At 63.7% G+C, this 11,595-nt stretch carries 10 protein-coding genes; 5 read left to right on the top strand and 5 right to left on the bottom strand.

Annotated features, from left to right (window positions below; all coding sequences use genetic code 11):
* The 3 genes from NK718_RS21710 to NK718_RS21700 form a co-directional block, all read left to right on the top strand.
* The coding region (locus NK718_RS21710; protein ID WP_254746764.1) for an Ig-like domain-containing protein at window positions 1–1,299 on the top strand (1,299 nt) is incomplete at its 5' end.
* 124 nt (window positions 1,300–1,423) lie between these two features.
* A complete protein-coding gene (locus NK718_RS21705) occupies window positions 1,424–1,828 on the top strand; it encodes a hypothetical protein (RefSeq protein ID WP_254746761.1) in 405 nt (134 codons plus the stop codon).
* Window positions 1,829–2,020: 192 nt separating this feature from the next.
* Window positions 2,021–2,248, top strand: a complete 228-nt coding sequence (locus NK718_RS21700) for a hypothetical protein (protein WP_254746758.1) — start codon at window positions 2,021–2,023, stop codon at window positions 2,246–2,248.
* A 75-nt stretch (window positions 2,249–2,323) separates the two neighbouring features.
* Here NK718_RS21700 and NK718_RS21695 read toward each other — a convergent pair whose 3' ends face one another.
* The 5 genes from NK718_RS21695 to NK718_RS21675 form a co-directional block, all read right to left on the bottom strand.
* On the bottom strand, window positions 2,324–3,391 hold the full coding sequence (locus NK718_RS21695) for an ABC transporter ATP-binding protein (RefSeq protein ID WP_254746755.1): 1,068 nt from the start codon (window positions 3,389–3,391) through the stop codon (window positions 2,324–2,326).
* A 53-nt stretch (window positions 3,392–3,444) separates the two neighbouring features.
* Window positions 3,445–4,266 (bottom strand): carbohydrate ABC transporter permease, encoded by an 822-nt coding sequence (locus NK718_RS21690; protein WP_254746752.1) that lies wholly within the window; start codon window positions 4,264–4,266, stop codon window positions 3,445–3,447.
* Window positions 4,263–5,084, bottom strand: a complete 822-nt coding sequence (locus NK718_RS21685) for a carbohydrate ABC transporter permease (RefSeq protein ID WP_254746749.1) — start codon at window positions 5,082–5,084, stop codon at window positions 4,263–4,265. Before NK718_RS21685 ends, NK718_RS21690 begins: the two co-directional genes overlap by 4 nt.
* Window positions 5,085–5,210: 126 nt before the next feature.
* Window positions 5,211–6,542 (bottom strand): extracellular solute-binding protein, encoded by a 1,332-nt coding sequence (locus NK718_RS21680; RefSeq protein WP_254746746.1) that lies wholly within the window; start codon window positions 6,540–6,542, stop codon window positions 5,211–5,213.
* Window positions 6,543–6,577: 35 nt separating this feature from the next.
* The gene (locus NK718_RS21675; protein ID WP_254746743.1) at window positions 6,578–7,273 is read right to left on the bottom strand and encodes a FadR/GntR family transcriptional regulator; all 696 of its coding nucleotides are present in this window, start codon (window positions 7,271–7,273) and stop codon (window positions 6,578–6,580) included.
* Window positions 7,274–7,361: 88 nt separating this feature from the next.
* On the opposite strand from NK718_RS21675, the gene NK718_RS21670 reads away from it, so the two are divergent.
* Together NK718_RS21670 and NK718_RS21665 are read left to right on the top strand one after the other, a co-directional pair.
* On the top strand, window positions 7,362–8,564 hold the full coding sequence (locus NK718_RS21670) for an enolase C-terminal domain-like protein (RefSeq protein WP_254746740.1): 1,203 nt from the start codon (window positions 7,362–7,364) through the stop codon (window positions 8,562–8,564).
* Window positions 8,565–8,584: 20 nt separating this feature from the next.
* Window positions 8,585–10,276, top strand: a complete 1,692-nt coding sequence (locus NK718_RS21665) for a GMC family oxidoreductase (protein ID WP_443092885.1) — start codon at window positions 8,585–8,587, stop codon at window positions 10,274–10,276.
* The last annotated feature ends 1,319 nt before the right edge of the window (window positions 10,277–11,595 follow it).

Raw genomic sequence — 11,595 nt, 5'->3', positions numbered from 1 at the left:
TCCTACACCGACGTGGTCGGCAACGCCGGCACCGGCGGCAGCGACACGGTCGCGATCGACACGAAGAACCCGACGGTCACCGTGAACATCGTGGACAGTTCACTGAACGATAGCGACACCAGTTCGGTGGTGACATTCACGTTCTCGGAGACGCCGGTTGGCTTCAGCGCCGCTGACCTGACGGTCGTCGGCGGGACGGTGTCGGGCCTTGCAGTGGATCCGTCCGACCCGTCGGGCAAGACGTGGACGGCGACGTTCACGGCGCAGGTGGGTTATAACGGAACGGGGTCAGTTTCAGTGCTCGCTGGCGGTTACACAGACACGGCGCTCAACCTGGGCGGTGCTGGTTCGGATAGCGTCACGATCAACACCACCAGTCGCGTGGCACCCACCGACATCTCACTTGTCACCGCGGCACCTAGCGGAGACGTCAACTTCAACAACTATGCCTTTTCTGGAACCCTGTCGGCAACGGACCCTGACACCGGCGCGATTTCGTACAGTATTGTGTCGCAGTCAGTATCGGGCACCTTTTCAATCAGCGGGTCGACTTTGTCGGCATCAAGTCTCGGCGCGAACAAAGACTACAGTATTATTATCCAAGCTACGCAGGTGGGGGATCCTGTCGGCGTCAATAGGCAGGAAACGTTCCATATCATCACAGGTACGAATGGAAACACGAGTGACTCACTGAGCGGTGTCACGGGCGACGATATCCTCTATGGAAATCAGGGCACTGACGTGCTCGTGGGCCTCGGAGGAAACGATCAGCTCTTTGGGCAAACGGGAGATGATATACTCGACGGCGGGGCTGGCCGCGATACCTTGTATGGCGATGCCGGCAATGACACTTTCCGGTTCCTTTCCCCATCTGATGGAGGTGATGTAATCGGGGACTTTGAAGCCGCAACGAATACTACGACAGTCGATCGGCTGCAATTTGATGTTGTTCCGAGCAGTAACGGTGGTAGTGCGTTTTCTATCGGCGACAACGACACGTTCGTCGAAAACTTCAAGAGTGGGAGCAACGCCGCAATAAACGTCGCCGGGACCGAAGTTGCTGTGAAAAATGATGCTTCCGTAACCTCGGCGAATATCCAGTCCGTGATAGACGGCTACACTAACATAACCGGAGGAGCCATCTTTGTGATGCTCGATGCAACGCTGGGCCATGCGGTAGTGTATTATGATAGCAACCCAAGCGTGGGAGGGGGAGCAGTTTTGATCACAGAGTTGTCGAACATCACGACGCTGTCCGCATTGAACAACATCAACACAGGGGACTTCCAGTTTATCTAATCTGTTTGGTGCAGAGGGGAGGGCGCTGAACCGCGCCCTCCTTTTTCATTCCCGGCGGGAGCCTTCTGCATGACCCAGGCTTAAAGCGCTGTTTTGTTTTGAGACAAGCTGCTCACGACGAACAGTGTTCGCCAGAGGAAGCAACATCCCCGTTGCTGGCGAGGCGATCGGCTCGCACCAGACGATCGTCGATGGCGGGGCCACGCTGGAGTTTAAGGCGGCGGCGTCGATCGCGGTCGATCTGGGCCAGGGCGTCGGCACGCTGGCGCTGGGTGACAGCGCCGACTTCACCGGCATCGTGAAGGATTTCGGCGCCGGCGACGCCCTGGAGCTGGCCGACATCGACTTTGCCAGCGCCTCGTGGTCGTTTGCCGCCAACCAGACCGGCACCGGCGGCGTGTTGACGCTGGTGGACGCCGACTCGGCCACCAACCTGGTGCTGCAGGGCCTCTACGATCCGGCGCAGTTCAGCCTGACGGCCGACGATGTGGGCCACACGCGGGTCACCTATCACGATCTCATCGTCTGACGCACTGAGGTCGGTCATTGGAGGGGAGGGTGCCGCGTGTGCCCTCCCTTCTTTTTTACGGGCGCTTAAAACGGTTCCGGACACACGACGGGCCGGCTTGGCGCAAGATGCCGAAAGCAAACTATAATTAAAAGGTGCTCCGCGCTGGCGCGGCTCGGCTTTCTTGGTGATCGTGACAATGGGGCCTTTCCGATGACCGACCGAGCGAGCGAAGCCGAGGACGATGCAGGGCTCGAGGAACTGCGACTTGTGGCGGACCACCTGGAAGCGGCACGATCCGCCGCACTCAAGGCCGGCGTGCCGGCGTGGCGGGTCACCGAAGTGTCACTGATGTGGGCGGTCGGCCGCGCTTTCGATGCCGACCCCGACGGCTTTGGCGATGACCTCATCCGGATTGTCTCGGACGTCGTGCGCGGCTGACGCTGGCCTGCTCAGGTATCGCTGATGGGAGCGGCGGACGCCCCCACTTCTCCACTTCCGTTCCTCTCGCCCTGATCAGATCCCGGCCCGGATGGCCGCGCCGGTGCGGCCGTTGAACCACCTGACCTTGCATGGGTCGCTGGGTCCGAGCCCGACCGGCTGGCCTGGCGCCAGCTCGATGTCGGGGGAGACGAACGCGGTCACCAGGGTGGCGCCGATGTCGGCCCGCACCAGGCTGCGCGACCCCAGGAACTCGACCGTCCGCACCGTCCCCAGGAGGGGCGCGGTGTCGGCCGGTTCGACCGCAAGGTATTCGGGGCGGATGCCGGCGCACAGGGGGTCAGGAGCGTCGGGCAAAGTGTCAGGCAACGGAATGGACACGCCGGCGGCCCTCAGACGACCATCCAGGGGTTCGCCTTCGAAAATATTCATGCCCGGCTCGCCCAGGAAGCGCGCGACGAAGAGATTGGCCGGCCAGTCATAGAGATCGCGCGGCGCGCCGACCTGCTCGATGCGTCCGGCCGACATCACCGCGATGACGTCCGACAACGTCATGGCCTCGCCCTGATCGTGGGTGACGTAGAGCATGGTCGCCCCGAGACGCTGGTGAAGATCCTTCAGTTCCGAGCGCATCTGGACCCGCAACTGCTGATCAAGGTTGGAGAGCGGCTCGTCCAGGAGATAGACCGTCGGGGTGCGGACCATGGCGCGTCCAAGCGCGACGCGCTGGCGCTGGCCCCCTGAAATCTCGCGCGGGACGCGGTCGAGGAGTTGGTCGAGGCCGAGCATCGCCGCGGCGTCGCGCACCTTGCGCGTCACGTCCTCATTGCTCATCCGCCGTCGTCTGGCGCGCAGCGGAAACGCGATGTTCTCAAAGACCGTCAGGTGCGGGTAGAGCGCGTAGGACTGAAACACCATGGCGATGTCGCGCTCGGCCGGGGGCATGCTGGTGACGTCGCGATCGCCGATCAGGATCCGCCCTTCGCTCGGCAGCTCGAGGCCGGCGATCATCGCCAACGTCGTGGACTTTCCGCAGCCGGAGGGGCCAAGCAGGGTGACGAACTGGCCAGGTTCGATGGTGAGGTCGACGTCGGCCACCGCCGTGACCGGACCGAAGCGTTTGGCCACGCCGGCAAAGCGCACCGAGCGCGCCGAGTGACCTGGACGAAGGCGAGGGGGGCTGGGCATGTGACGGTCTAGCCTTTGACGGAGCCTTCCGCGAAGCCGCCGATCAGGTAGCGGCGAAAGACGAGAAAGAGAACGACGGGCGGAAGCGTCGCCACGACGACGCCGGCCATCAGCGCGCCCCAGTCTCGCCCATGAAAGCCCTGGAAGAAGATCAGCGCGACCGGCAAGGTGCGCAGGTCTGGCGATTCCAGCATCGTGGTGGCGGTGATGTAATCGTTCCAGGAGTAGAGAAAGCCGAAGGCCGCCGCCGACAACAGGGCCGGACGCGCGCCGGGCAGGATGACCTTCCAAACCGCTTCCAGCCTGGAATAGCCGTCGACCAGCGCGGCTTGCTCGAGTTCGCGCGGGACGCCGGCGAAATGCGCCCGGGTCATCCACACGGCGAAGGGCATGACGTGCGCCGCATAGAGGATCGGCAGGGCGAGGCGCGTATCAAACAGGCCGAGTTTGACGAAGGCGATCTGGGTGGGCAGCAGCAGGGCATAGCCGGGGATGGCCATGACGCCCATGAACAGGACGAGGAGAGCGCGCTTGCCGAAGACGGGGTAGCGAACCAGGGCATAGCCCGCGACCGCGCCAACGAGCACCGCGGCGGCCACGGCGCCGAGCGCGTAGATCGTGCTGTTCAGAAAACTCCAATGGACGCCCTCGGCCAGCAGCCGGCGAAAATGGACCAGCGTCGGCTCGTCGGGGATCCAGCGCGGCGGCACGGCGAAGATGTGGTTGTCGGACTTGAGCGACGTCGACAACGCCCACAGGAGCGGACCCAGCACGATGATGGCTGCCAGGCTGCTTGCGACGAGAAGAGCGGCGCGCGCGATGACCTTCATGCCTCGCCGCCTTTGCGTCCGCCGAGCAACTGGATGTAGCCGACGATGAGAAGGAGGTTGATGAGGAACATGACCACGGCGATCGCGTTTCCGCGCCCCTGGTCGAGTTCGACGAAGCCTGTGATGTAGAGTTGGTAGCCCAGCGTCGTGGTCGATCGGATCGGCCCCCCGGAGGTCAGTCCGATGATGACCTGGACCTCGTTGAAATAGCTGATCGTCAACATCGACAGGACGATCAAAATCGACGGGGCCAGCAGGGGCAGTGTGATCTTCGTGAACCTCTCCACGACGGACAGTCCGTCGACGGAGGCGGCGCGATAGAGGTCTTTCGGGATCTGGCCCAGGCCGGCCGAGAGGATGATCGCCGCGAACGCGAAGGTTCGCCAGACGGCCACCGCAATGACCGTCGGCATGGCCCAGGCCGGGTCCGACAGCAGGTTCACCGGCGGGATGCCGAAGACGGCGAGGATGCTGGCGAAGAGCCCGCCTGGCGAGGGCAGAAGGATCCATTTCCACAGGAGGGCGACGACGATCGGACTCATCGCCCACGGAACGAGCAGGATCGTCAGCAGCAGCCGTCCGCGCGGCCCGAGCTCCCGCACGGCCAGCGCCGCCAGCAGCGCCAGCGGAACAGCGAGGGCAAGGGCGCCGAAGGTAAAGGCGAGCGATCGACCGATCGCCTGCCAGGTGATCGGGTCGGAAAAGAGCGCGGAGAAGTTGGAAAGCCCGACAAAGCCTTCGTCGGCGAAGAAGAAGATCCGCCGCAGGCTGGAATAAAACCCAATGAAGGCGGGCACGATGTGGACGGCGACGATCACCGCCACCGCCGGGCCGACGAGCGCGGTGCCGACGCGGCGCGAAGCCCGTGCGGCCTGCTCGATCGACCGCGCGCTCGCGCCCGCCAGTTTGATTGGAACCACTGTCATTGTGTCTGGACCGATCGGCTACCAGCCGAGCGTCGACTTCGCCCGAGCGAGGATCGGCTCGACTTTCTCATCCGTGCCGATGATCTCCTGCAGCGAGGTGTTGAGCACGTTGAAGAGCTTGGTGATGTCGGGAACGCGCTGGGGAAAGACGAACGCGCCGTCGCCGGACAGCAGCTTGAAGAAGGCCGCGGTGACGGCGGCGTCGGACGTGTTGAACCAGGGGTCTGACATGACGGAGCGACGGTCCGGAATGAGGCTCGCCTCCTTCGCCCATTTCATCGATGCCGCGGGAGAGAACATCGATTCCAGGAACGCGACGGCGGCCGCCTTGTTCTGGGAGGTGGAGGCAAGCCCGACCGTCCAGTACGGGCCAAGCAGCACGGCCGGAGGACGACTGCCGAACGACGGCCACGCCGAGACCGCCAGTTCCTTCGGATCGTAGCCGGCTGCGATTTTCTGGTACTGCTGAAAGCGAGGGGCGAAGGCCTGCGCCATGGCGAAGCGGCCGGCGGCAAACTGGTCCTGGATGTCGTCGCCCATCGCATTGAGGAGCGTCTTGGAGACGGCGCCGCGGGCCACGAGGTCGCGCACGGTTTTGGCCGCCTCGACCGCCTCGGCGCCGGTCAGATCGATGCGACCTGTCGCCGGATCGAAGATGGACGGTCCGAAGCCGGACATGACATTGACGAGCGCGGAGACGCTGTTGTCACTGGTCGGCAAGCCCAGGCCGATCCGTGTCCCCTTCGTCAGTTTGCCCGCGACATCGACAAAGGCAGTCCAGCCGAGCGGCGGCGCCTCCAAGCCGATCTCGCGCAGCGCATCCTTTCGATAGAAGATGATCTGCGCCGGCGAGGGCCAAATTGGCAGCGACACGCGCTTGCCGTCGAACACGGATTTCTGGGTGAAGACGTTGAACATGTCGGGCAGCGCCTGCTGCCGGAATTCGGGCGACAGCTCGGTGTTCAGATCGGCGAGGCCGCCGCGATCGACGACGAGGCTCAGGAAGGTGTCGCGCAGCCACACGAGGTCCGGCGCTCGCTTTTGGGCGACGGCGGCCACGAACTTGGTCTCGAGTTCCTGGAAGGGCTGCGACTCGACGACGACCTTCACCTTGCTCTTCGCCTGAAAGTCGTCGATCAGCGCCTTGAACACCTTTTCGCGCGGAGATTGCCCCTCGGCGCTCATGAAGGTCCAGATGCGGATGCTGTCGGCGGATTGCGCCCCAGCCCGCCCGCCGAGGAACGGCAGGGCGACGCCCGCGGCGAGTGCGCCCTGGAGTGCCGACCGCCGGTCGATCGCGTCGTACCGTGTTTGTCTCATGGATCCCTCCCTGGGTGAGTCGTCGATCACCTGAACTTGTCAGACTACTTTCTTCTTCTGCGACATCAGCTCTTGAGCGAACTGAGCAGCCGCGCGCGGCCGTTGAGCAAGTGTCGCCGGAGAGCCTGTCGTGCGAGGTCGGGCCGACGTTCAGCGATCGCGGCGATGATCTCGCCGTGCTCGACCTCGATGATCTCGCGACGCTCGGCGAGCGACAGGATCCGTCGTTCGCGACTGAGACGTGACCAGCGAAAGATATGCGACGCAAGCGCTCTGACAGCGTCGAGCAACTTGGGATTTTGGGCGGCGACGGCGAGGGCTTCGTGAAACGCCGCGTCTTCCGACTCGCCCGTGCCTTCGCGCAATCTTTCCATCAACGCGTTCTGGGCCGAGCGCATTTTGGCCAGATCCGCCTCGCTCCGCCGCTCGGCGGCCAGAGCGGCCACCTCGCTTTCGAGGGCGACGCGAACCTCGTGCCACTGGATCAGGTCCTGGACGGAGTCGATGGCCGACAGGCGAACCATCTCGGCGGGGGCGCTGCGCGCGGTGAACGTGCCGGAACCGCGTCGCGAGACGGCGCGACCCTCGGCCCTCAACCGCGAGAGCGCATCGCGGATGCTGCTGCGCGACAATCCGAGCCGCTCGACGAACTCGCTTTCGGACGGGAGGCGCGCGCCCTCCGGCAGATCCTCGCGCTCGATATACGAGAGCAAGTGCCTGTAGGCGGCGTCGGCTCGGCTTTCGTGATCGCTGGCCATCATCGTTGACGAGATCAAAGTTATCGGACTAATAAGAAGTAGTTCGATAACTAGGTGCTGGCAAGAGCCGACTGCGGAAGGACCGGAAAAAATGGCGGGCATGACAGGCACGCGGCCAGGGAGCCGGATCGCCAAGGTCGACATTCACGAGTTCCGCTACACGGTCGATGGCCTGGGCGTCGACGAGAGTGGCAATCGCTGCGCCATGAAGGGCGCCGTCAGCGAGTTGAAGGCGTTCGCCCTCTCGGTCGAAACGGTCGATGGCGAGCGGGGCGAGTACTGCTCGGTCCACAGCGGCAAGAGCGGCGCCATGGTCGGGCAGGTCCGCGCACTGGCGCCGCACGTGCTCGGCATGGACGCCGAGGCGCGCGAGGCTGTCTATAACAAGCTCAAGCGGCTTCATCGCCATTTCATGGCGGTCGGGCATTCGGCCATCGACATCGCCTTGTGGGATCTCGCCGGCAAATCGGCGGGCAAGCCAGTCTGGCGGATGCTCGGCGGCTACCGGACGCGCCTGCCCACCTACGCCAGTACGCTCAATGGTGGGAGGCACGGCGTGCTCGAGAGCAAGGAAGCCTACGGCGACTTCGCCGAGCAGTGCCTCGCGCGAGGCTACCGCGCCTTCAAGATCCACGGGTGGGGCGAGGGCAACGCCCGCGAGGAGGCCGACAATCTCCTTCACTGCGCGCAGCGTGTCGGCGGCCGGATGACGCTGATGTACGACGCGGCCAGCGAACTGAAGACATTCGCTGACGCCGTCTATGTCGGGAAGGCCTGCGACGAGGCGGGATACGCCTGGTACGAGGACCCTTTCATGGACGCCGGTTGGTCTCCGCACGCCGCGCGCCAGCTCAAGGAGCATGTCCGCACCCCCTTGCTGTTGACCGAGCACGTGCGCGGCCTGGAGCCGAAGGCGCCGTGGGTGACGGAGCGGGCGACAGACATTCTGAGAACCGACCCGGACTACGATATGGGCATCACGGGCGCCATGAAGATCGCCCATCTCGCCGAGGCGTTCGGGCTCGACTGCGAGATCCATGCTGCGGGCCCCTCGCAGCGCCACTGCATGGCGGCGATCCGCAACAGCAACTGGTACGAATTGTCGCTGGTTGCGCCGGGGGTCAGGAACCCGGTGCCGCCGGTTTTCGGGTCCGGCTATTCCGACGACCTTGAGGCGATCGGCGAGGACGGCTGCTTCCCGGTGCCCGACGGTCCCGGGCTGGGCGTCGAATATGATTGGGACTTCATCACGCGCAATCGCACGGCGCTCGACACCTTCTCGATGCCCCGCTGAGCCGACGACCATTCATGCGGATCTGGGATTACATCATCGTCGGCGGTGGGTCGGCTGGCTGCGTACTTGCCAACCGCCTGTCAGCTTCGTCCGCCAACCGGGTGCTTCTCCTGGAGGCAGGAGAGGATCATCCTCCCGGAACAGAACCGGATGAAATCAAGGACGTCTATCCGTATCGCGCGTCTTTCAATCCTAAGTACCAGTGGCCTGGGCTCAAGGTTTATTTCGAGCCAGTGCCGCACAATGACTTTGACCGCCCGCCGTTATGCTCCTATGGACAGGCCCGTATCATGGGTGGCGGCTCGAGCATCAACGGCGAGCTCGCCAACCGAGGTACGCCTGACGACTACGACGAATGGGCCTCTCTCGGCGCGCGGGGGTGGGACTGGACCTCTGTCATTGCCTATTTTCGCCGCCTTGAGTCGGATCTCGATTTTCACGGGCCCCTCCATGGCGACGATGGCCCAATCACCATCAGCCGCGTTCCACCCGAGCAGTGGCCGGGCTTCACACGAGCAGCCGCCGAGGCGTTTTCGAGCGCCGGATATCGCAACATCGAAGACCAGAACGCCTGCTTCGAGGACGGGTGGTTTCCGATGGCTCTGTCCACCAACCGTCGCCAGCGCGTCTCGGCAGCCATGGGTTATCTCGACGCCACGACCCGGCTGAGATCCAATCTCGAGATCCGGCCGCGCGCGACGGTCACGAGCCTCGTGATGGAGGGAGCCCGCGCCATTGGGGTCGAGGTGAACGGTGAGGTGGTGCGCGGCCGTGAAATCGTCCTGGCGGCCGGCGCGTTACGCTCGCCGGCCCTGCTGCTGCGTGCCGGCATCGGGCCGGCATCCGATCTGCGGCGGGTCGGCATCGAGGTCCTGTGCGACCTCCCGGGTGTCGGAGCCAATCTTCAGGAGCACCCCTCGCTCGCCATGTCGGCGTGGATCAAGCCGGGCTTTCGAATGGGAGAGACACCACGGCGCCACGTGCAGATGGCGTTGCGGTACACATCCGATGAAAGCGGGCGGCCGGCAAATGACATGTTCACGGTCGTGGTCGCCAAGTCCGCTTGGCATCCGATCGGCCGGCGTCTCGGCTCGCTCTTCACCTGGATCAACAAGCCGTATTCCCAAGGGTGGGTCCGGCTTGTCTCTCCCGACGCGCGTGTCGACCCGGAGATCGCCTTCCAGCTCCTTTCCGACGAACGCGACCTCGCCCGCATGAAAGCAGCCTTCAAGCGGATGGCGGCCTTTTTCACGGCCCCTGAGTTGCAAGCGGCTGCCCGCGATCCCTTTCCGGTCCGGCACGGTGCCATGGCCGCGATGGTCGGTGCGATCACCTGGCGCAATTGGCTGCTGACGATCGGGCCGGCGCTGCTCATGGACGGCCCGCAAGGCCTGCGCCGCATGGTCGTCGACAGGTTCCTCGCCCCCGGGTACAGGCTCGGCGCCGTGCTGGCTGACGATCAACTCCTGGAAGCAGCGGTGCGCAAGTTCACGATCGGCGGATGGCACGCTTCGGGCACATGCAGGATGGGTCATTCGAGCGATCGCGGCGCGGTGGTCGACGCCAGTTCCGGACGCGTCATCGGTGTTGAGGGTCTCAGCGTGGTCGATGCTTCCGTGATGCCGACGGTGCCGCGCGCCAACACCAATCTCCCCACAATCATGATCGCTGAAAAGATGTCCGACGCCATCATGTCGCGGAACTCCAGCTAAGGATCCCGTCGCTGGCATCGAGGTTCAATTCGGTTCGCAGATCGTTGTTGATGGCTATCGTCGTGTAACGGGCGGGACCGTCAATAGCCATCGTGAGACGGCGGGTCAGGCGCTCACGCACGCCGCATTCTTCGTCACGTGCCGCTTCAGCAAACTCGGACCTCCGGCACTGTCGACGACCTGCTGATGATCGCGCCCGCGACGTTGGAATTGCGTGTACCGGGATCTGTCCGTCGCCGATCCTGCTCGCTGCGCACTCTGAGCAGGATCCCACCTAGGACGGTTCGAAGGTCGGCTAGCCTTGCTGCGGCTCGTCCGATTTTGGCTTTGGCGTCGCTGCCGATAGCTGGGCTTTGGCCGCCTCGGCTTCGTCGTACGCGTCAGCGCGCTCCTTCCAGTCACCGGCTAGCTTCAAGAGGGCGGCGCGTGCAACGGGGTCCTTCGCGCGCTGAGCGCGTAGAAGGTACCGCTCGGCATGAATTCGCGATTTATTCGGCACGCGCGAGGTCCCCAACCGGTTTCCGAAACGCGCAGCAGCGGGGGCGGGTTCCAAATCGAACTCGTCACCGCTTGCATGGCGATGAGCCGCAGCAAATTGAACTTGCCCTGCTGACGTACTGTCCGGGCTTCCCGATGGCCGGACGTGATCTCCCGACCCCGGAGACTTGCGGCGGCTCCTTGGCTTGTGGGGCCGCCGCCATTTCGCCGGCTCGATCATCCTCCCTGGGCGATGATCCGCAGCATCATGAATATGCCGAGACCGACGTAGGCGAGTGCGATCAGGGCGAGCATCGTCAAGGCAAGGACCCCAGAGCGGTCCAAGGGATGATGTGTCTCGGGTCGAGGCGTCTCAAATCGAAAATCAGGCAATGGTCTCATGCAAGCACTCGCGACAATACCGCAACTCAGCGGGGGAGCAATCATTGACCGGTCCAGATCAGAAGACGCCGCCCAGCCGGGTAAAATGAACACTCAACGCTTTTACGACATAACAATGTGACCATCAACTTCGATCTCAAATTGCAGCCACACGCTTACTCTGTGCATTCTTTATATCGTTGTTTGACGAATTGTCATCCACAGTGAGTGTAATTATCAACTTCCTGTTCCTCCCTTCGAGAGAGAAAGGAATAGGCGCGGTCGCCAGTGCAAAAAAGGCGGGCTATTTGCCACGGCGCAGAAAGCCAGCGCGACGCAGGCGGCGCAGCAACAGCACGCGGCAAACATCAATGCCTCGCTCAGTGAGCTACTCCCCGATCCTTGGACAGATTCCCGGCTGGTTTAAGCTACTCTGCGGGTCTGCTGATCGGTTTCAATGG

This window comes from Alsobacter ponti (assembly GCF_024294805.1).
In the GTDB taxonomy this organism is placed as follows: domain Bacteria; phylum Pseudomonadota; class Alphaproteobacteria; order Rhizobiales; family Beijerinckiaceae; genus Alsobacter; species Alsobacter ponti.
Note: the sequence above shows the minus strand (reverse complement) of the source record. Positions and strands in the feature narration are given on the sequence as shown.

Coding starts and splice junctions, on each gene's coding strand:
- NK718_RS21700 (WP_254746758.1), top strand. CDS start 2,021: ATGACCGACCGAGCGAGCGAAGCCGAGGACGATGCAGGGCTCGAGGAA.
- NK718_RS21690 (WP_254746752.1), bottom strand. CDS start 4,266: ATGAAGGTCATCGCGCGCGCCGCTCTTCTCGTCGCAAGCAGCCTGGCA.
- NK718_RS21675 (WP_254746743.1), bottom strand. CDS start 7,273: ATGATGGCCAGCGATCACGAAAGCCGAGCCGACGCCGCCTACAGGCAC.
- NK718_RS21670 (WP_254746740.1), top strand. CDS start 7,362: ATGGCGGGCATGACAGGCACGCGGCCAGGGAGCCGGATCGCCAAGGTC.